This is a genomic window from Sphingobacterium sp. UBA7253 (assembly GCF_002472745.1).
Lineage (GTDB): Bacteria > Bacteroidota > Bacteroidia > Sphingobacteriales > Sphingobacteriaceae > Sphingobacterium > Sphingobacterium siyangense.
In genome coordinates, this window is record NZ_DKSP01000122.1 from 1 (window position 1) to 21,931 (window position 21,931).

Below are 21,931 nucleotides of genomic sequence, written 5' to 3' on the forward strand. Positions count from 1 at the left end.
GAAAGCTTCTATTTGTATTTCACAGGATAATACATTGATCGAATCATTGGAGATCGCTAAAAACCGTATCCAGATTATGATCGATAAAGGCATGGAAAACAAAAACAACGTTTTGCAAGGCTTAATTGACAAGGCGAATAAACGTATTGAGGAAATTAAATCTGGTGCTAAGCCTGCTTTAACTCCAGATACCAATGCGAAATATTATGCAGAAGTTGTTATTGATCTGGATATCATTGAAGAACCAATGATTGCTGACCCGGATGTGAATAATGCGGATGTTTCCAAACGTTATACGCACGATACAATTCGCGACCTTTCGTACTATGGTGGAAACAAAAAGGTAGACTTAGGTTTCGTCGGTTCTTGTATGGTTCACAAAGACGATTTGAAAATTGTATCGAAGATGTTGAAAAACATTGAACAGCAAAAAGGTGTCGTTACATTTGAAGCTCCTTTGGTCGTTGCAGCTCCAACGTACAATATCATTGATGAACTGAAAGCTGAAGGCGATTGGGAATTCTTACAAAAATACTCTGGATTCGAATTTAGCGATGCTTTACCAAAAAGTACTGCACGTACTGAATACGAGAATATTATGTACTTGGAACGCCCGGGTTGTAACCTTTGTATGGGTAACCAGGAAAAAGCAGCTAAAGGTGACACGGTAATGGCTACTTCAACACGCTTATTCCAAGGACGTGTGGTTGAAGACAGGGATGGTAAAAAAGGGGAGTCTTTATTAGCATCAACTCCAGTTGTTGTTCTTTCAGCGATCTTGGGCCGTATTCCGAATATCGAAGAATATAAAGCTGCTGTGGAAGGCATTAACTTGACAAAGTTTGCGCCTATTCCAACAAAATAATGAGTGATTAGGGTTTAGTAACTTAATTAAACAACATAAATTAGAGAGATATGGCTTTTGATATAGATATGATTAAAAAGGTCTATAGCCAATATGACGAGCGCATTGCTGCGGCTCGTCAAGTGGTTAACAAACCTTTGACTTTATCTGAGAAAATTTTGTATGCCCACCTTTGGGATGGCAATGCTACTGAAGATTACAAACGTGGCGTTTCTTACGTCGACTTTGCTCCAGATCGCGTTGCTATGCAGGATGCAACTGCACAGATGGCATTATTGCAATTTATGCAAGCTGGGCGTCCAAAGGTAGCAGTTCCTTCTACTGTACACTGTGATCACCTGATTCAGGCGAAAGAAGGAGCAGACAAAGATTTAGCACGAGCTAAAAACGAAAGCTCTGAAGTATTTAACTTTTTGAGTTCTGTGTCCAATAAGTATGGTATCGGTTTCTGGAAACCCGGAGCAGGTATTATTCACCAGGTTGTTTTGGAAAACTATGCTTTTCCAGGCGGTATGATGATCGGAACAGACTCGCATACGGTGAACGCCGGCGGTTTAGGAATGGTTGCGATCGGTGTGGGTGGAGCTGATGCTTGTGATGTTATGGCAGGTTTGCCTTGGGAGCTTAAGTTTCCTAAGCTGATCGGTGTAAAATTGACGGGTAAGCTCAGCGGATGGGCTGCAGCAAAAGACGTGATCTTGAAAGTTGCAGGTATCTTGACTGTAAAAGGCGGAACAGGTGCTATCGTTGAATATTTTGGCGAAGGTGCGGAGTCTTTATCTTGTACAGGAAAAGGAACAATCTGTAACATGGGCGCTGAAATTGGTGCGACAACCTCAACTTTTGGGTACGACGAATCCATGGAGCGTTATTTACGTGCTACCGGTCGTGCCGAAGTGGCGGATGCGGCAAATGTGATTAAAGAGCACCTGACAGCGGATGCCGAAGTTTATGCTAATCCTGAGCAGTATTTTGATCAGTTAATAGAAATCAATCTATCTGAGCTGGAGCCTTCTCTAAATGGTCCTTTTACACCAGATTTGTATACACCAGTTTCGCGCATGCGCGAAGAAGCTGAAAAGAATGGCTGGCCATTGCAAGTGGAATGGGGATTGATCGGTTCGTGTACAAACTCTTCTTATGAAGATTTATCCCGTGCTGCCTCCATTGCAAAACAAGCAGTTGATAAAGGATTGATTACAAAAGCTGAATTTGGTATTAATCCAGGGTCAGAGCAAGTACGTTTTACGGCTGATCGTGATGGTTTGCTGAAAACTTTTGAAGACCTCAATGCGACAATTTTTACCAATGCATGTGGTCCTTGTATCGGTATGTGGGATCGTGTAGGTGCCGATAAACAAGAGAAAAATACAATCGTTCATTCTTTCAATCGTAACTTTGCAAAACGTGCAGATGGCAATCCAAATACTTATGCATTTGTTGCATCGCCAGAATTGGTAGCTGCAATCGCGATTTCTGGTGATTTGGGTTTCAATCCGGTAACTGATACCTTGACAAACAATAAAGGTGAACAAGTGAAGCTAGATCCGCCTGTAGGGGATGAGTTGCCAACGAAAGGCTTTGCGGTAGATGATCCTGGATATCAAGCACCTGCGGCTGATGGTAGTTCGGTGGTGGTTGATGTAGCTCCTACTTCTGATCGTCTTCAACTGTTGGAGCCTTTTGCGCCATGGGAAGGTACGGATTTGAAAGGGTTGAAATTATTGATTAAGGCAAAAGGTAAATGTACTACTGACCATATTTCAATGGCTGGTCCTTGGTTGAAATACCGTGGTCACTTAGATAATATTTCAAACAACATGTTGATTGGCGCTTTGAATTTCTTCAATGAGAAGACTGATAGCGTTAAAAATCAACTCACAGGCGAATATGGTCCTGTTCCTGCAACACAGCGGGACTATAAAGCACACGGTATTGGTTCAATTGTAGTCGGTGATGAAAACTACGGTGAAGGTTCTTCCCGCGAGCATGCTGCGATGGAACCTCGTCATTTGGGTGTTCGTGCTGTTTTAGTTAAATCTTTCGCACGTATTCACGAAACGAACTTGAAAAAACAAGGTATGTTGGGATTAACTTTTGCAAACAAAGACGATTATAACAAGATTCAGGAAAATGATACCATTGATATTCTCGGCTTGACAACATTTGCACCAGGTAAACCTTTAACACTTGTATTACATCATGCCGACGGAACGCAAGAAGAGATTTTGGCGAACCATACCTACAACGCGCAACAAATTGAATGGTTTAAAGCTGGTGGGGCTTTGAATATCATTCGTAAAAATCAAGGGTAACAATTCCTTGGAAATAAAATAAATGAAAAGCTGCTTTCCTGGAAGGCAGCTTTTTTCGTTTCTGGCGTGGAATGACATTTCTGTGATCTTCGTCATATTTTTCCAATTCCCATTGATTTTATTTGCTTATAAAATAGAATGCAGGTACTTTTGCCCAACGTTTTTAGCACCGATATGAGAAAAATATTTTTAACGATTGGAGCACTTGCATTAAGTGTTTCTGCCTTATTTGCCCAAGAAAATCCTGAGATAGGAAAAAGCATTTTCAAACCGAAAAATTTGAGAACAGAAAGTAACAAGGGCAAATTCTTCTTCTTTTGGGGGTACAACTTCTCTTCTTACGCAAAATCAGATATTCATTTTACGGGTCCTAATTATGACTTTATACTCCATGATGTAAAAGCGGGTGATAGGCCAACTAAATTTGGTTCGACGTATTTTGATCCAAGCCGGTTAACTATTCCACAATTTAATCTGCACTTTGGTTATTATATCAAAGATAATTATTCAATTTCATTGGGATGGGATCATATGAAATATGTGGTCGATATTCCGCAGCAGGTGAAAATTTCCGGTTTTATCGGTGAAGAAATTTCTAATCCTGGTATCCCGACGGGAAACCGCGCCGGTCAATATAACGGTGAATTGATTACTGTAGACTCTGCTATGCTGACATTTGAGCATACAGATGGTTATAACTTTGCCTCAGTAGGTCTGGAGCGTTATGATGACATCATCAATAATCGCAAAGGTCAACAGGTGCTGACAATGGAATCTGGTGTGGATGTAGGTCTATTGATTCCTCGTTCCGACGTGCATCTTTTTGGCGAAGGGGCCAACCACTTTTGGAACATTGCGGGTTATGGTGCTTCGGCAAAAGTTGGTTTGCACTACCGTTTTTATAAAGGACTCTATCTTCAGGGGAACTTCAAAACGGGCTGGACTGATTTAACAAACATTCGTACAACAGGAAGAAGAGGGGTAGATAAAGCATCCCAACAAATATGGTTTTTTGAGAATTATTGGGCTTTGGGCTTTAGATTCTAAACATATTCATGAAACAAAAAAAGGCTACTTTCAAAGTAGCCTTTTTTGTTTATCCTTTTTCATATCCTATTTGATCTTCTTTAAAAAGACCAGCTAAATCTCGCCTAGTTTGAAAATATCCTTTACCCGGATACCTTTTTCAGTACGTTGAAGTGTACAGCATTCATGTATGGGATCGTGTTCGAAAAATAAGATGTATTCATTATCGACGATCTCATTCCAATAGCTGTTGCGTTCCTCCATGGTCACGAGGGGTCTGACATCATAACCCATAACATAAGGAATGGGAATATGTCCCACCGAAGGCAATAGATCCGCCATATAGAGGATTGTTTTGCCTTTATACTGTATCTGTGGCAACATCATAGCTTCTGTATGGCCGTGTGCATAACGGATAGCGATATTGTTTCCAAAAGGATTTTGATGATCTTCGACAAATTTTAATTGTCCGCTCTCCTGTATCGGTAAAATGTTCTCTTTTAAGAAAGAAGCTTTTTCGCGCGGGTTAGGATCGGTCGCCCAAGACCAATGGTCACTATTGCTCCAAAAATGAGCATTTTTAAAAGCCGGAACCAGCTGTTCACCTTCGCGCACTATAGCGCCGCCGCAATGGTCAAAGTGTAGGTGTGTAAGGATGACATCGGTGATATCGCTTCTGTTAAATCCAATATTTTTTAATGATTTATCCAGCGTTGCATCGCCGTGAAGATAATAATAGCTGAAGAATTTTTCATTCTGTTTGTCTCCCAGTCCTGTATCGACCAGCATTAATCGATTACTGTCCTCGATGAGGAGCAGGCGGTTTCCCCAGGTACACATATTGTTTGAGTCGGCCGGGTTTGTTTTGTTCCAGATACTCTTTGGAACAACGCCAAACATTGCACCGCCATCGAGTTTAAAAAATCCCGTTTCTATAGCATGTAATTTCATTCGCAGATTATGTGTCTTTTAATGGTTATATAGCATATCCAGTTTATTTTAAGCACAAGCAATTATTTGTCAGATAGCATGAAAGCCACCCTGTGCTCTTCCGTGTTCGTGCTACAATTCTAGCTATTTCATCTCTTTATCTTTACTCATGTTAGTCCGTCGGCCTGGACATTGCTGCCACTTTCAACGATCAATGGCTGATGGACGTTACACCTTCTGTTTTTTTACTTTATTAATATTTGTAAAGGTTGGAACAATTTACGAAAAATATGTGATATTTTTTGATAGTGATAAATTGATGTGCTAAAAAAATATGCTAAAAAGTTTATTTTTTTTTACTTGCGTAAGTTGTTGTTAATGAGTGTTTTGTTTTTGTGTTTTTTGTACAATAAGCTTGATTTTTAGATAATTAAGTTTTGTTTTTAGCGAAAAATGCCTTTAAATTTGGGCACATTTTAAAACAAACAAAAAATATGAAAAAGGGTAACATTGGAAACGCGCCTGATTTGAAATATTTAAAAATTGATAGTACAAAAAATGTATTTTATCAATTGCCTGTTTCTGAATTGGTCGAACATGCCTTAGCAAATCACGAAGGTCGACTTTCTGATACGGGAGCACTCGCTGCTGATACGGGAAAATTTACTGGGAGATCGCCAAAAGATCGGTTTCTGGTCGAAGATTCTTTAACAAAAGATAGCGTTTGGTGGGGAGAAATCAATCAACGGATGTCTCCGGCTAATTTTGAAGCACTATTTTCGAAAGTAGCTGCTCACTTAAGTAATAAAATCATCTATGTAAGAGATTGTGCTGCAGGGGCTGACCCAGCTTATCAAATAGATTTGCGTGTTGTTACGGAGACAGCTTATCAAAGTATATTTGCCAATAACCTGTTTCTGCGTCCGGAACCAAATTTGGATGCTCAGCCTGCTTGGTCGATTTTAGCTGCCCCGACGCTGCTTATCGAAGAGCCGCATCAATATGGCATTATCAACGAAAATTTTGTTGCGATTGATTTTACAAAAAAGATAGTTCTGATTGCAGGGACCGGTTATACAGGGGAGATTAAAAAGAGCATTTTTTCAATATTGAACTTTATTTTGCCATTTCAGCATAATGTGCTTTCTATGCACTGTTCGGCGAATACTTCGAAAGAAGGGGAGACTGCTTTGTTTTTTGGACTTTCGGGTACAGGGAAGACGACCTTGTCAGCTGATAGAAATAGAAAGTTGATCGGTGATGACGAGCATGGATGGAGCGAAAAGGGAATATTCAATTTCGAAGGTGGCTGCTATGCCAAATGTGTAGGTTTATCGGAGGACAAAGAGCCTGAGATTTTTCACGCAATTCGTTTTGGGTCTCTGCTTGAAAATGTTGTTTTGGATGAATTTGATCGACCTGATTACAACGATATTAGCAAGACGGAAAATACCCGCGTATCCTATCCAATAGATTTCATGGAAAATGCCGAAATGAGCGGTATTGGTCGTGAACCTGAAAATATTTTTTTCCTGACGGCAGATGCTTTTGGTGTACTTCCTCCCATTTCATTGTTGACCATCGATCAGGCAGTATATCATTTCGTTAGTGGTTATACAGCAAAGGTCGCGGGTACAGAGGTAGGGGTAAAGGAGCCTACAGCAGCATTTTCAACCTGTTTTGGACAGGCATTTTTGCCGCTTCATCCTTCAAAATATGCGGCTTTGCTGCGTTCAAAACTAGAGCAAAATCGCAATATCAAAGTTTGGTTAGTGAACACGGGCTGGATTGCCGGTCCTTACGGAATAGGCAGACGTATTAAGCTAAATTATACGCGATCGCTAATTCGAGCAGCAATAGATGGTTCACTGCTGGAGTCTCACTTCAACAAGCACAATATTTTTGGACTGGAGTATCCAACGAGCTGTGGAGAGCATGTTCCTGCACAAATTTTAGATGCGCGAGGCTTATGGAACAATGACGAGGCTTATGACATGCAGGCAAAACGCCTGGCGAAGCTGTTTATTTCGAATTTTGAAAAATTCAATAATGAGATGCCACCCTCGGTGCACGCAGCAGGACCTAAAATAGAAACTACAGTTCTGGTGTCCTAATTCGTTCTGCCATTATAACAAACAGGAGGAAATACTTTTCCTCCTGTTTGTTATAATTGTACCTTTCCTAATCGACAGACCTTTAATCGTGTTTTGTGACGAAAGAATCTATTTTTTCCTGTTCACTTCCAACAAGAGCATTGATAATAAGTCTGAAGGACGCCAGGCGAGCCTTTTTCTTATTATCTTTCGCGATTTCTAGCCAAGGCGATTTTTTTGTACTTGTCTTTTTAAATAAATCCTCAATATAGCCCGTATATACATCCCATTTCTCCTGTGCCTGCTGGTCTAGCACACCGATTTTCCATTGTTTTAGGATATCTTCTTTTCGCTCTTTTAACCTTTCGGCTTGCTCTTCTTTGCTGACGTTCAGGAATAATTTGATAAGGATGATGCCATCATCGATTAACTGCTTCTCAAATTCAGGGACCTGGTTCATAAACAGCTCATGTTGCTCCTTGGAGCAAAATCCAAATACAGGTTCAACAACAGCTCTGTTATACCAGCTACGGTCAAAAATCACAATTTCGCCGGCATTAGGGAGCTGTTTGATATATCGTTGAAAATACCATTGTCCAGCTTCCTCTTCGGTTGGTTTGGGCAATGCAACAACGCGTACCTTTTTGGGATTTAGATATTGGGTTATGCGGCCTATTGTACCACCTTTACCCGCAGCGTCCCTACCTTCAAAAATAATAAGGACCCGTTTTCCTTTTTCAATGATTTCATATTGAAGCTTTAAGAGCTTGACTTGAAGCTCGTAAAGTTCTTTCTCATAATCGTAAACATCATTGAATTTTTTTATTTCCAGAATGCCATGTTGTTCCAGATAGTTTAAAACATCTTTGTTTTCGTGGATCTTCTGAAGTTCATTTAAATCGTACTCTGCCATATGATATTTATTTATATGTTCGTTTTCCTAAAGTTACTTATTGAATTGTTAAAAAATGTCAAATTTCACATAAATCCGTAAGAGCTGCGTAATAATAAGCTTATGGTTTACGTTTAATAGTCAAAACAGCGAAAGAGGCTGTTTGTATAAATTAGACTTTTCATAAATTTAGGTTAATAATTGGTTAGGTTAGCTCGGAGTTCCCCACTTCGAGCTTTTTTTGTGAACAGGATCGGAGGATCCCTGACAAGAACACGAAAAATTATGGTTTTTGCCACGCTCAAATAGAGTTTAATATTAATCTCTTCTAAACGTTAAAAAATGTTAAATGACTATTCTTGTTATAATGAATTCAAAAATGTGGCGTTTTCATTACAAATACTTTTCATAAAATAGGTTAATATATGGCTAACGAAAGCTCAGAGTTCCCCACTCTGGGCTTTTTATTTTTCAGCTTCCTTTTTTGACTTGCAGACTCTTTTTTTGACTTGAGTCAATGTTTAGCTTTTTGATCCGCGGCATATTTGCACTCGAAATATAGTTAAACAAAAAATTTATGAGTGTAATTTTAGAAAAAGGACAAACAATTGGTTTCTACAAAGCCATAATTCCCATTATTGTATCGGTATTTGGAGTCTATTTGACTATTGGAATTGCTTTGGGGCTACTTCCGAAGTTTGTTGAGGAGAAATTAGGATACGACAGTTTTATTGTTGGTTTGGTTATTGGTTTGCAATCGCTCGCGACACTTCTTACACGCGCTTACTCGGGTAAAATTACCGATACGAAGGGCGCTAAGAAGAGCAAGATGTCGGGCGCTATTTTAGCTGTTCTAGCGGGATCAGCCTATGTTTTAGCTGTTTTTTTTCAATTTAGCAGCGGTACAGCGCTTGCATTGCTTCTTTTTGCCAGGGTAATGCATGGTATTGCAGAAAGTTTTCTGGTCACAGGAGCGCTTACTTGGGGCATCGGGTTGGTTGGACCGGCGCAGTCAGGAAAGGTGATGACCTGGAACGGTATTGCGATGTATGCTGGTATCGCTATCGGCGCCCCTCTAAGTATTTGGTTGGGACGAGTATCCGGAGACCTTTCCGCCTGTTTTCTTATGTTATTATTGCCAATGATGAGCTGGCTAGCCACGGTAAAACTGCCAGCCGTAGCCATTGATAAAGACCATATCCGTACACCGTTTTATAAGGTGATAGGGGCGATTTCTGGACAAGGGCTTAGCCTGGCATTCTCTTCCATGGCATTTGGCTGTATTGCGTCCTTCATTGCCTTGTTCTTCAAGGCAATGAATTGGGGGGAGGCTTCATTGGCGTTTATGGTTTTTGGGACATGTTATGTGTTGACCAGAGTGTTCTTTGCATCATTTCCAGATAGATTTGGCGGTCTTAAAATAGCTTTGATATCATTGTTTATCGAAGTTCTGGGACAAGCGCTGATCTGGACTGCCACATCCAAAATGCTTGCAATAATAGGCTGCGGACTTACAGGTGTAGGGTTTTCCCTGGTATTCCCGGCTTTGGGTGTGCTAGCCATAAAAAAAGTTGCACCGCAGATGCGTGGTACAGCACTTGGAGCTTATGTTGCGTTTGTGGATTTGTCGCTGGGACTGGCAGGACCATTGGCGGGAATGATCGCGGGCTCGTTTGGTTATCAGTCGGTCTATTTATTTGGGGGAATCAGCTGTCTGCTGTCTATCCTTATATTGATCTGCAACAGGAAATAAGCTTACGGAAATTCACAGCATGTTGCAGCAAAGAATTTCATTAAAGGCGAGAGGAAATTAAATTGATCTGTATAAATAAGACGGACCGGGTGTAGATCCCCTGAGTCCGTCTTATTTATTGTGTATTTCGTTGCTCACTAAGCAACTTCTCTTAGATCTACTGCAACTACACGGGATACACCTTGTTCAACCATGGTTACGCCATAGATGATGTCTGTACTTGCTATCGTTTTTTTATTGTGTGAGACCACGATAAATTGTGAATTCTTGGAAAAATCCCGGATAATATTATTGAATTTATCAATATTAGTATCATCCAACGGAGCGTCCACCTCATCGAATATACAAAAAGGTGCCGGTTTAGAAAGATAGAGTGAGAATAACAAGGCTGTTGAAGTCAAGGTCTTTTCACCACCCGAAAGCTGATNNTGATTGATAGACAGCGGTCTTTTCCCTTTTGGTCTTGCAATAATGTCGATGTCTGAATCCAGCGGATTGCTTGGGTCTGTGAGCACCAGGTCGCAGCTGTCTTCTTCGTTAAATAGCGAACGGAATACCTTGACGAAGTTATTCCTTACGGCATCGAATGTAAACATAAACTGAACTTGAGCGGTATCGTCAATTTCTTTTATTGTTGCCATCAATGAGCCTTTTGCTTCGATTAAATCAGCTTTCTCTTTGTTAATGAAATCATAGCGTTCATTCATCTCGTCAAAAGCCTCTTTTGCCATTAGATTGATCGTTCCAAATTCATCAAGCTGTTTCTTGAGTTTACTGCATTTGGTTGCCAATGTCGTCTGATCTTCTGTGATCTCAGGCACATCTTCACGGTCAATCAGGTCTTTCAGTTCAACGTTGAATTCAACAGAAAGACGTTCTTTCAAGGCATTGAGGTCGATCTGAAGACCCGTTTTTTTATCTTTGATCTCTGAAACAAGAAAGTCACTCTGTTCTTTTGAACGACGCTGCTGTGTCAGAGCATCTTCGAGGTTATTGATTTTCTGCTTATCTGCATAGTAGCCGTCTTCCAATTCTTTGAGACCATCTTCCAGGGCGATCTTCTGCTCATACATCGCAATAAGATCCTGATCTTCTTCATCTTCAAATGGAATGGTTGTTCTTAAAGCTTCCTGCACTTCAACTAATTCTGCACTGTTTCGCTCCACACGGATTTCGTGATCATCTTTCTGCGTCTCTCTAAATTCGAGATCTTTTGTGATATTGGAAACTTTGTTTAACTGTTGATGGTAAGCGATATTCTCTTGATTGTATGCGGTTGATTTTTCGTTAAGTACCTCAGATATTTCATGGAACTGATCTTGTAAAGTCGATAATTCGGCTATACTCTGTTCTTTTTCCAGACGGAGCTCCTGAAGCTGTGGCTCCGCAATTTTTAAATCCGATTCTATACCTTCAATTTTCTCCTGAATATCTTTTTTACGGGCCTGGGAGTTATTGATGAAGGCTTGGTATTGCTCTTGCTTTGTTTTGACGGTAATTAATTCATTATTCAGTCTATTGAGCTGAAAGCGCAGCTCATCGATTAACTCTTTCTGTGAATTACCACGCAGTGCATCCAAACGAGCTGTTTCGGCCGTTATTTTATCTTCAAGTTTTGCTATTTCCTGATTTAAGGTTTTGATCTCTTGGGATAGCACTTCCAGATTTTTCGCTCTTCCGATACGTTTGCCCTCAAATAATCCCACTGAACCACCCGAAAGGCCTAAATGATGTTTCGAATAACGTCCATTTTTTTGTAGAATCACCTGTCCTAGAGCAGGTAGCTTTTCATCCAGCTCCTTTTCATTTTCATGTTTAAGGATGAAGACTTGCTGGAGCAGCATCGTACATAAAGCCTTGTACTTTTCGTCTACGTTAATCACATCTAACGCAGACATCAAATTGTCATTTGGTGCGGGGGCAGCGCTTGGGGAATCTACTATGGCATCTAAAACAAAGAAATTAGCTCTTCCTTTTGCTGCATCGCTCAATAGTTGGATAGCCTGAACGGCATCTTGTTGTGTTTCGACAACATAATGGTTCATAATAGGCTCTAGGTAGTTCTCAATAGCCACACGGTAATCTTCCTGACAGAAAAGGACATCTGATAGGAGTGGGGGCTGCTTTTTCCAGCCTGCATTTTTCTTGAGGAAGCGAATGGAATCGGGGAAACCTTCTAAATTATCAACAAGGGATTTCGTGAGGTTGTATTCGTTTTGTTTGGCATCTACCAGGCGGAGATCTTTGGCAAGCTGGGCCTTAAATTCCTCGAGGTTTGCCTGGCACTGATTAATCTGTCCTTGGAGCTCTTCTTCCTGCTGGTTTGCTGAATCGTACTGTAGCTGCTGTGCTTCTACACGGCCTTCCAATTCCATAACAGAGGAATTGAACTGCTGCAATTCGGCTTCTTTTGCTTCTGTATCTACACTATTGCGAACAGATTCTTGCAGAAGAGCTTCTTTCTGAATTGTGAATACCGCAAGATCTTTTTCTAATTTGTATATTTTTGCCTGTAATTCAGCATTGCTCTTATTAAAAATATCGAGCTTTCCCTTTGCAGATTGTTGCTGTCCTCTCAATTCGTCGACTTCGGTTTTATCCGATTCAAGATTTGTTTTTAACGAATCGAGTTTATTTTGCTCATCAAACAATTCCTCATTCAGTCGTTTGATGGTGTAGAGGACATGATTAAGCTGTTGTTTATCGCTGTTGATATCGAGGTTCAGTCGGTTTTCTTTATCTTGAAGATTTTTGACTTTTTCGTTTTTGATCTTCTTTTCCGATTCATAACCTCGGATTTTATTGACAAATTCCTGTGTTGTCTTTTGCTGTACCGAAAGGTTTTTTTCCTGTTCCAAATTTGTCTGGCGGAGTATTTGGAGTTCAGTTTCCGCGTTCAGAATATTTTGCTGTGCATTGACGGCATCTTTTTGAACCTTGGATTCTTGTGTCTGAAGTCTTTCTAATTCGGTCGAAAAATCAGCAATTCTATAATAAGCCAAATCTATACTGCTCTGGCGGTATTCTGCTTTAAGGGAGGTATATTTTTCAGCTTTTTTAGCTTGATTTTCTAATGATTTGAGATTCTTTGTGATTTCGTAAAGCAAGTCATCAACACGGGAAAGATCGGCTTCAGTATCTCTCAGCTTTGCTAAAGTTTGTTTTTTACGAACTTTATACTTAGAGATTCCGGATGCTTCTTCAAAGAGGTTGCGACGTGAATTATCTTTGTTGTTGATAATTTCATCAATCATTTTCAATTCGATGATCGAATAACTGTCGGCACCAACTCCGGTATCCAGGAACAGATCCGTGATATCTTTTAAACGACATTTGACATCATTCAATCGATATTCACTATCGCCGTTGCGAAACAGCTTACGGGTGACCGTCACTGTAGAGAATTCCGTTGGTAAAATATTATTGTTGTTGTTGAAGGTCAGCGAAACCTCTGCAAGGTTTGCCGGCTTTCTATTTTTCGTTCCATTGAAGATAATATTTTCCATTTTATCGGAGCGAAGCATCTTTGTACTTTGTTCCCCCAGTACCCAGCGTATGGCGTCGACCACATTGGACTTTCCGCATCCATTGGGACCGACAATCGCTGTGACACCATCATTGAAGTTGATCGTGATCTTGTCTCCGAAACTCTTAAATCCTTTAATTTCTAGTTTGGTTAACTGCATTTATACCAAATTTGTTTGTCGTTATAAGCTTGCGAAAATAGTAAAATTAAACAATAATTTTTTCTTTCTTTATTCACATTTTCCTGTTTCAGGATCACATGAAGGGCCTTCTTCGCCTCTGCGTTCAAGAGGTGCAGGCTGACCGGCCAGGCATTCATTTATTGTATTGTGAAAGACTTCCATGGGCTGTGCTCCGGGGATAGCGTATTTTCTGTCAAATACAAAGAAAGGAACACCTCGGAGTCCTAAGCTGACACCTTCTTGGATATCCTGTGCAACATCATAAGCAAATTCATCCGATTCCAATAAGTTTTTTACATCCTGAGCGGAAAGCTGCTCTTTCGTTGCGATAGTGACGAGAACCTCATTGTTATTTACATCGAGACCATCGGTGAAATGAGCCTTAAATAAGGCTTTTTTGATCTGAGTGCCTTTTTGCTGCGCCTGGGAAAAATGGATCAGACGATGAGCTTTTTTTGTATTTACAACGATTGCTTTTTCAAAATTCAGGTCAATACCCAGCTCTTTTCCCTGCGCACTGAGCTGTGAAGTCATTGCAACAACATCGTCCATGCTCATGCCTTTCGTTTGAACGAGGTAATCGTAGGTTGGCATTGCCGGAGCATCTTCGGGATAGTCGGGGTTAAGCTGATACGATTTCCAGATGATTTCAGCGGCTGGCTTACTTGCGGTTTGTTGAAGAGCCAATTCAAGCTTTGTCAAGCCAATATAACAAAATGGACAAATAATGTCCGACCAAATTTCTATTTTCATATTTCTTTTTTTACTGCGTATATTGTAATCAAAAATACATATAATAACGATGATTATCTGTTTACATTGTTGCTTGGATGTAAACAAGTGTTTCATGTACTTGTATAATTATGTTGGAGAAAGCTTTTTTGAATCGTAAAGTTACCCTTGTCCTGGGCGGAGGTGGTGCAAGAGGTCTTGTGCATATTGGTATTATTCGAAGGCTTGAAGAGCTGGGCTTTGAAATCGATGAGGTGGTAGGTTGTTCAATAGGAGCACTTGTCGGTGGTATTTATGCGCAGGGGAAGATGGATGTTCTCGAAGATTGGATGCAGCGCCTGACGAAGAAATCGGTCTTTAATATGATGGATTTTAGCTGGAAGGGACTAGGAATGATGAAGGGGGTCAAGGTGTTTAACGCCTTGAAATCTGTGATCCCCGATGCTAATATAGAGACTTTTCCAATTTTGTTTAAAGCCGTTGCGACAGATCTAAACTACGAAAAGGAGGTTGTGCTGGATTTTGGGAGTATGTATGATGCCATTCGGGCTTCGATTGCAATTCCAGCTGTATTTACAGCGGTAGAGGAGGAGAACCATGTGTACGTTGACGGTGGTGTACTGAATCCATTGCCCATAAATCATGTAACCAAGAAAGAGAATTTAATCATTGCTGTCAATCTGGAATCTAAACCGGATAAACAATATTCTGTTATCAAAAAACTGGATCCGAAGACTTCGAATTCCTTGGATATTCTACAAGCCTCGTACTATGTGATGCGCAGGAAAATGAGCCGTATGATTGTTGATTTATACCATCCCGATGTGGTGGTGGATATTCCCTATAATATCTGTAACCTTTGGGATTATCACCGCTCTGAATTTTTGGTTCAAAAGGGACGGGAATATATTGAAAAAGCATTAAAAAACAAAACCAAAGCAAAGTAGTTGAGGCGATTAACGAACTGCTTTGCTTTGGTGTGGCTTGGTTTCTCCTGGCATTGAGATGAACTAGAACTCAATTTTTTTCATTCTAAGCGAAACAAGCAAGGTGTTTGTTAAAACAAATTGGGGTAATCGCTAATAATTCCATCAACCTTTACAGCCTTCAGCTGTTCTATCTCGTCCTTTGTATTGACTGTCCATGGAATAACCTTGATATCGGCTTTGTGGCACTGTGCAATAAAATCGCGTGTAGCTATTTTATAGTGCGGACTTATAATAAAAGGTGTAAAGCCCAAAGCTGCAATTGTTTGCTCAACGCTTTTGGTATAGTTTGCATCAATAAGATAAGAAACTTTGATTTGAGGATATGCTTTGTGCAGATATTTAATAGCTCTACTATCAAACGATTGGATGACGGTTCGTGAAGCAATTTTCTTATCAGTGATCACCTGCACCATAAGGTCCACAAATTCTTCTACCCTTGGATGGAAAATACCATCTTTATCTTCCTTACTCTTCACTTCGATATTATAAAACATCGGCGCTTTCCTTTTTACACTTGCGTAGGCTTCAGTACTGTCAATAAGGTCTGATAGTTTTGCTATACGCGTAACCTGTTTTTTCTGTTCAGGAAACTCTTTATAAAATTTCGATCCGATATCGTATTTAATCAGCTCTTTATAAAGCATATCATAAATTCTCAGCGGTTTATCTTTGTCAGAAATTTCGGAGCCATTGGGTTTCAGTACAAATTTTGGGTTAAGATAATCGTCGTGAAAGACAACAACCTTACGATCTTTGGTAATGTGGCAATCCATTTCCAGTGTGGTCACCTTTGCCAGATCTATTGCATTTTTCATGGCAGCGATAGACTCTTCAGGATATAGGCCGCGGCCGCCGCGATGTGCTTCCAGACTAAGTTTAGGGAAATTGCCTGAATTTGATTTTGCTGAATCTTTCATAACTGAACAAGATACAAATGGTAATAACGTGCCCCAAAAGGCAATTCTGAGAAGACTTCTTTTCATTATTAAAATATTTAAACAAAATAGGGGAGTTGTTATATATTGCCCTTTTGAATAAGCGAATATACATATATATTTTACTTATACGTATTTTAACTGTTTCGAATATTTGATTTTGCAACTTTATGAAGGTTGATTCGAAACCGAATAAAGTTAAATGAATTTGTTTTTGTCTGAAATAGACGGAAACAAAGTGGTTGGAGTGGCAAATTCGCTTGATCTGACAGCGTTTCTGTGTCGAGCTCAACTCCGTTGCGCGGTCCTTTGTCCTTGGATAAATTTCTTTATTGTTGACATGAAATCTATTTTTTTTGTCTTTTTTGCAAGAAATTATTGTCATTCCTTTCAGAATTCCCTTTATTTGCACAAATCTCAAATTAGATGGCGAAAAATTTATTGATAGTTGAGTCTCCAGCGAAAGCGAAAACGATAGAAGGGTATTTAGGAAAGGATTTTTTGGTCAAGTCAAGTTATGGACATATTCGCGACTTGGTGAAAACCGATGATGCAATTGATACCGAAAAGAATTTTGAACAAAAGTATGAAGTTCCCTCCGACAAAAAGGCGGTTGTAAGTGAACTGAAGAAATTGGCTAAAGCTGCAGAAACCGTTTGGTTAGCGTCCGATGAGGACCGCGAAGGAGAGGCTATTTCATGGCACTTATTTGAGACTTTGGGATTAAAAGATGAAAGTACAAAAAGGATTGTGTTTCATGAGATTACGAAGCCAGCTATTCTGAAGGCTATTGACAATCCGCGTAAAATAGATTATAACTTAGTAAATGCACAACAAGCGCGAAGAGTTCTAGATCGATTAGTCGGTTTTGAATTATCTCCGGTTCTATGGAAAAAGGTGAAGCCTTCCTTATCTGCTGGTCGGGTGCAGTCTGTTGCAGTTCGTCTGATTGTAGATCGTGAGCGTGAAATCAATAAATTTGAACCCGAAGCGGCTTTTAAGATCGTTGCTTTTTTTCATACGGGAAAAGTTAAAGATAGTTTTAAAGCCGAACTTCCGCAGCGTTTTGCAACAGAAGCAGAGGCGACCAAATTTTTGGAAGATTGTAAAGCAGCGCTGTTTTCAGTAAAAAATCTAGAAACAAAACCTGCAAAGCGTTCACCAGCGGCGCCATTTACCACATCAACATTACAGCAGGAAGCAAGTAGAAAGCTTGGATTTTCGGTTGCCCGCACCATGCAGGTGGCGCAAAGGCTGTATGAATCAGGACGAATTACCTATATGCGTACCGATTCTGTTAATTTGAGTGATACGGCGATTGAGGCTGCTGAAAAGGAAATCAAATCGGCTTACGGCAATCAGTACCATAAACTCAGAAAATATAAAACAAAAACATCGGGTGCTCAAGAAGCACACGAAGCTATTCGTCCTACTTATTTCTCTGAGCACACCATTGATGGGGATGCATCCGAAAAAAGATTATATGAGCTTATTTGGAAAAGAGCAATTGCTTCCCAAATGAGTGAGGCGGAGTTTGAACGTACATTGGCAAAGATCGACATCTCAACCCGTACCGAAGATTTGAATGCGTCAGGAGAGGTTATGAAATTTGATGGGTTCTTGAAAGTTTACATGGAATCCTTGGATGACGATCAAGACAACGCGATGGACGAAGATAGTGACAATGCTATTCTTCCACCGTTAGCCATTGGTATGCCATTGACTTTGAAAAACATGTCGGCAACGGAGCGCTTTACACGACCTCCAGCACGTTATACGGAAGCTGCTTTGGTGAAAAAATTGGAGGAATTGGGAATTGGCCGTCCTTCAACCTACGCCCCTACGATTTCAACTATTCAAAACCGCGGTTATGTTATAAAGGAAGAGCGTGAAGGTAAATCGCGCGATTACCGTGTACTGACATTAAAGGATGCCGAATTAACAGCGGTAACAAAAACCGAAATAACCGGTGCCGAAAAAGGAAAAATGTTTCCAACGGATATCGGTGTTGTGGTGAATGACTTTTTGGTTGAACACTTCAACGGTATTGTGGATTTTCATTTTACGGCCAACGTAGAAAAAGAATTTGACGATATTGCGCATGGACTGACCGAATGGACAAAAATGTTGCATGATTTCTATGGACCTTTTCATTCCGAAGTAGAAGATACTTTAGTAAATGCAGATCGTGCGAATAATGAGCGTGAGCTCGGTGTGGATCCAGTTTCCGGAAAGCCCGTTTCGGTTCGTATTGGTAAGTTCGGCCCATTGGTACAGATTGGTTCTCCCGACGATGAAGAAAAACCTCGTTTTGCGTCCTTGCGGAAGGGCCAAATGATCGAAACCATTACTTTTGAGGATGCCATGGAATTGTTCAAATTACCGAAAAAAGTCGGTTTATTTGAAGATAAAGAAATGACTGTCGCGGTTGGACGATTTGGACCTTATATACGTCACAATTCATCGTTTTACTCCTTACCAAAAGGTGTTGATCCTTTGGATGTAACAGAAGAAGAGGCGATACAGATTATCAAAGACAAACGTCAGAAAGATATCGAGAAAGTGATTCGGGTTTTTGATGAAAATCCAGATGCTCAAATCGAGCAGGGACGCTGGGGACCATTTATTCGATTTGGTAAGCAAAATCTGAAAATCCCTAAGGGAACCGAGATTGAAAAAATCACGTATGCGGATGTGCTGAAATGGGCTGAGGCGGATGCTCCGAAAGGAAAAGCGACCAAAGCAAAAACAACAGAAAAGAAAACTGTAGCAAAAAAAGCTACAGCAAAGAAGGCTCCAGCTAAAAAAACTACAAAGTCTAAATAAGGATGAAAGCAGATTTGCCTGAAAATATTGTCAAAGATATTATGATCGCCGTTGTTTTGGAAGGTGAGACGGTGGAGACAAAAAATTGGACTGTCTATGTGATCAATGACAAGAACATTGCCATTCAGAATGTGCTGATCAGCTCAAAAGGTTATGGCGAAAAGGATGGCCGACAAGTAACAACAACAACTTTGCGTCATTTTATTGGAAATATAGAAGCTAAATCTTTCGATCGTGTTGAAGCGATTGACGAACAGGTATTCGGGCTGACAAATGAATATTGGTTGAGTTTTTATATTGATAATATTATTTACGATAAAAAATATATCTTTTTACCCGAAAGCATTGTGGATGGTAACCTGACTAAGGTTCCTTTGGTCAATCGTCCCGGTGTAATCATAGGAGGAAACGAATAATGAGTGGACGTCACAATTTTATTATCGCCATAGATGGTTTTTCCTCCTGCGGTAAAAGTACCCTCGCAAAGGCCTTGGCAAAAAAACTGAAGTTTGCCTTTATTGACAGTGGAGCTATGTATAGGGCCGTCACACTCTATTTTATCCGGCATGAGATAGCGCTGGATGATCAAGAAGCGATCGAAAATGCACTGAAAGATATCCACATTGATTTTATCCCAAATGCAATAAAAACAGAAATTCATCTAAATGATGAGGATATCTCGGAAGAGATCCGTCAGATGTATATTTCTGATAAAGTCAGCGATGTGAGTGCAATCAAAGCTGTTCGGGTTGCTATGGTTGCCCAGCAGCAAAAATTGGGTAGCAGACGAAATATTATTATGGATGGCCGTGATATTGGTACTACTGTTTTTCCAGATGCTGATCTGAAAATTTTTATGACGGCAGACCCTAAAGTACGTGCCGCGAGGCGTTATCTGGAGTTGACGGAAAAAGGAGAGGACGTGACTTTAGAAGAAGTCGTGGAGAATCTTTCTACACGTGACCGTATCGACAGTACGCGTGCGGAAAGTCCATTACGGCAAGCCGAAGACGCTATTGTTTTGGACAATTCAAATCTGACACCAGAACAACAGCTTCATTTTGTTGAAGAAGAATATTTAAAAGCTAGGGCTGCAAAAGCACAATCATAAAACAAAAAGGAGGCCGACTATTTAGTCGGCCTCCTTTTTTTAGCTATTTTACACTATTGATCTGCTGCTGTTCCAATAGTTTTCCAACGTTGTTTTTCTCTCCGAATTCTGCTGTCTGCTCTTGAAAAGACTCCAGAAGAGCTTTGATAGCATCTGAATTATCTGCTGTACGCTGATAGATATCGGGAATTGTTTTTTCAATATTCTTATCGCCGAGTTCAATGTTATCAACTTCGATTTTGCCTATTTTTTCCAAAACAGCTTGTTGACTATTTCTGACATCTTCTAATTCTCTCGCTATTTTTTCCATCAATTGGAATTTCTTCAATTTATCCATATGAAATCGTTTTGGTTACTATAATAAGAACAAGATGCCTCGAAAGTTTGTTTTGTTTTTTTTAAAAATGCAAATAGAAGAGGAGTTTGTGGGAAGGAACTACAAAAAAGAAAAAGGCGGAACATGCCTGTCCCACCTTTCATAAGTCCTGTTATTTTGTTATTAATTTGTACGTCCCGGATACACTTGAAGAGCTTTCTCTAGGCAAACCAATGCTTTATTAAGATCATCTTGATTAAGCACATAGGCAAGGCGTACTTCATTTACACCAGCACCCTCCGTACTGTAAAAACCCGTAGCGGGAGCCATCATTACTGTTTCGTTATTGTAAGAGAACTCTTCCAACATCCATTGGCAGAATTTATCAGCATTGTCAATCGGTAGTTTGGCAACGACGTAAAATGCACCACCTGGGTTAGGAGAGTAAACTCCTTCAATGGCGTTAAGTCCTTTCACGAGGGTATCTCTTCTTGCTGTGTATTCTTTGGATACTGCTTCAAAGTAACTGTCTGGTGTATCAACAGCAGCCTCACCCGCAATTTGACCTTCCAGCGAAGGGCTTAAGCGAGCTTGCGCAAATTTCAGTGCAGTCTGATATAGCTCTTTATTTTTGGTAATGATACATCCAATACGCGCACCACAAGCAGAGTAACGTTTTGATACTGTATCAAAAATAACCACATTATTTTCGAGACCTTCTAAATGCATTGGTGAGATAAACTCTCTGCCATCGTAACAAAATTCACGGTAGGCCTCATCTGAGAAAAGGTAAAGATCATATTTTAGACAAAGTTCACGAAGAGCTTCGAGTTCTTCTCTGGAGTAAAGGTAACCCGTCGGGTTATTTGGATTACAGATGCAGATCGCTTTGGTTTTAGGGGTAATTACTTTTTCAAATTCAGCGATAGAAGGTAATGCAAATCCACTTTCAATATAGGACATGATTGGTTTGATTACAACATCAGAGGAACACGCAAAACCATTGTAATTTGCATAAAATGGCTCTGGAATGATAATCTCTTCTCCTTCATTTAAACAGGCTTGCATAGCGATCATAATCGCTTCTGAACCGCCATTCGTTACTAATATATCTGTTGGCTCAATATTATAATTTAGCTTATTATAATATTCTGCTAACTTATTTCGATAAGAGGCTGTACCTTCAGAAGGTGTATAGGCCCACACTTTGAACTGTATATTTTTCAAAGCATTAAGCATCACTTCAGGTGTTTGGATATCAGGTTGTCCGATATTGAGGTGGTATATCTTTTTACCTTCTTTTTTTGCTTGATCAGCATATGGCGTCAGCTTTCTAATAGGCGACGCAGGCATATTCAGCCCTTTTTCTGATATTACTGGCATTATAGTTTTTTTAAAATTAGTAGTGCAAAGCTAACCAAAATAAAACGAAAAAAGCCAC

Annotated in this window: 16 protein-coding genes; 9 read left to right on the forward strand and 7 right to left on the reverse strand. The window is 40.1% G+C overall.

The features are described 5' to 3' along the window. From B2X72_RS12580 to B2X72_RS12590, 3 genes are all read left to right on the forward strand, one after another. On the forward strand, positions 1-865 hold an 865-nt coding region (locus tag B2X72_RS12580), incomplete at its 5' end, for an aconitase family protein (RefSeq protein ID WP_286849745.1). 50 nt (positions 866-915) lie between these two features. Then, positions 916-3,180, forward strand: coding sequence for an aconitate hydratase (locus B2X72_RS12585; protein WP_145326876.1), 2,265 nt, complete (start codon positions 916-918; stop codon positions 3,178-3,180). A 174-nt stretch (positions 3,181-3,354) separates the two neighbouring features. Beyond that, entirely contained in the window at positions 3,355-4,227 is an 873-nt protein-coding gene (locus tag B2X72_RS12590) for a hypothetical protein (RefSeq protein WP_046672928.1), read from the forward strand. A gap of 93 nt (positions 4,228-4,320) precedes the next feature. Here the strand turns inward: B2X72_RS12590 and B2X72_RS12595 are convergent, their stop codons facing one another. After that, the gene (locus B2X72_RS12595) at positions 4,321-5,157 is read right to left on the reverse strand and encodes an MBL fold metallo-hydrolase (protein ID WP_145326875.1); all 837 of its coding nucleotides are present in this window, start codon (positions 5,155-5,157) and stop codon (positions 4,321-4,323) included. 473 nt (positions 5,158-5,630) lie between these two features. On the opposite strand from B2X72_RS12595, the gene pckA reads away from it, so the two are divergent. Next, on the forward strand, positions 5,631-7,250 hold the full coding sequence (pckA, locus tag B2X72_RS12600) for a phosphoenolpyruvate carboxykinase (ATP) (RefSeq protein WP_145326874.1): 1,620 nt from the start codon (positions 5,631-5,633) through the stop codon (positions 7,248-7,250). A gap of 82 nt (positions 7,251-7,332) precedes the next feature. Here the strand turns inward: pckA and ppk2 are convergent, their stop codons facing one another. After that, positions 7,333-8,142, reverse strand: a complete 810-nt coding sequence (gene ppk2 / locus B2X72_RS12605; protein WP_145326873.1) for a polyphosphate kinase 2 — start codon at positions 8,140-8,142, stop codon at positions 7,333-7,335. Between the two features lie 556 nt (positions 8,143-8,698). Between ppk2 and B2X72_RS12610 the strand changes: the two genes are divergently transcribed. Further along, on the forward strand, positions 8,699-9,874 hold the full coding sequence (locus B2X72_RS12610; RefSeq protein WP_120334417.1) for an MFS transporter: 1,176 nt from the start codon (positions 8,699-8,701) through the stop codon (positions 9,872-9,874). Between the two features lie 137 nt (positions 9,875-10,011). On the opposite strand, the gene smc is transcribed toward B2X72_RS12610, so the two are convergent. Next, positions 10,012-13,560: a chromosome segregation protein SMC gene (gene smc, locus B2X72_RS12615; protein ID WP_286849747.1), complete on the reverse strand. Its 3,549-nt coding sequence runs from the start codon at positions 13,558-13,560 to the stop codon at positions 10,012-10,014. A 69-nt stretch (positions 13,561-13,629) separates the two neighbouring features. Continuing rightward, entirely contained in the window at positions 13,630-14,334 is a 705-nt protein-coding gene (locus tag B2X72_RS12620) for a DsbA family oxidoreductase (RefSeq protein WP_158638766.1), read from the reverse strand. Positions 14,335-14,444: 110 nt separating this feature from the next. Here B2X72_RS12620 and B2X72_RS12625 point away from each other — a divergent pair, with 110 nt between their 5' ends. Then, the gene (locus B2X72_RS12625) at positions 14,445-15,260 is read left to right on the forward strand and encodes a patatin-like phospholipase family protein (RefSeq protein WP_145326870.1); all 816 of its coding nucleotides are present in this window, start codon (positions 14,445-14,447) and stop codon (positions 15,258-15,260) included. A gap of 110 nt (positions 15,261-15,370) precedes the next feature. Here the strand turns inward: B2X72_RS12625 and B2X72_RS12630 are convergent, their stop codons facing one another. Further along, positions 15,371-16,285, reverse strand: a complete 915-nt coding sequence (locus tag B2X72_RS12630; protein WP_145326869.1) for a glycerophosphodiester phosphodiesterase family protein — start codon at positions 16,283-16,285, stop codon at positions 15,371-15,373. A 378-nt stretch (positions 16,286-16,663) separates the two neighbouring features. Here B2X72_RS12630 and topA point away from each other — a divergent pair, with 378 nt between their 5' ends. The 3 genes from topA to cmk are packed head-to-tail and all read left to right on the forward strand — an operon-like array spanning position 16,664 to position 20,174. After that, on the forward strand, positions 16,664-19,063 hold the full coding sequence (topA, locus tag B2X72_RS12635; RefSeq protein WP_145326868.1) for a type I DNA topoisomerase: 2,400 nt from the start codon (positions 16,664-16,666) through the stop codon (positions 19,061-19,063). A gap of 2 nt (positions 19,064-19,065) precedes the next feature. Beyond that, complete coding sequence (locus B2X72_RS12640; protein WP_046672862.1) at positions 19,066-19,479, forward strand: hypothetical protein; 414 nt, start codon at positions 19,066-19,068, stop codon at positions 19,477-19,479. Continuing rightward, on the forward strand, positions 19,479-20,174 hold the full coding sequence (cmk, locus tag B2X72_RS12645) for a (d)CMP kinase (RefSeq protein ID WP_075992844.1): 696 nt from the start codon (positions 19,479-19,481) through the stop codon (positions 20,172-20,174). The genes B2X72_RS12640 and cmk overlap by 1 nt, the downstream gene beginning before the upstream one ends. 43 nt (positions 20,175-20,217) lie before the next feature. Here the strand turns inward: cmk and B2X72_RS12650 are convergent, their stop codons facing one another. Both B2X72_RS12650 and B2X72_RS12655 read right to left on the reverse strand, forming a co-directional pair. Beyond that, complete coding sequence (locus B2X72_RS12650; RefSeq protein ID WP_075992843.1) at positions 20,218-20,511, reverse strand: hypothetical protein; 294 nt, start codon at positions 20,509-20,511, stop codon at positions 20,218-20,220. A gap of 162 nt (positions 20,512-20,673) precedes the next feature. Further along, positions 20,674-21,873 (reverse strand): pyridoxal phosphate-dependent aminotransferase, encoded by a 1,200-nt coding sequence (locus tag B2X72_RS12655; RefSeq protein ID WP_120334125.1) that lies wholly within the window; start codon positions 21,871-21,873, stop codon positions 20,674-20,676. Positions 21,874-21,931: the final 58 nt, after the last annotated feature.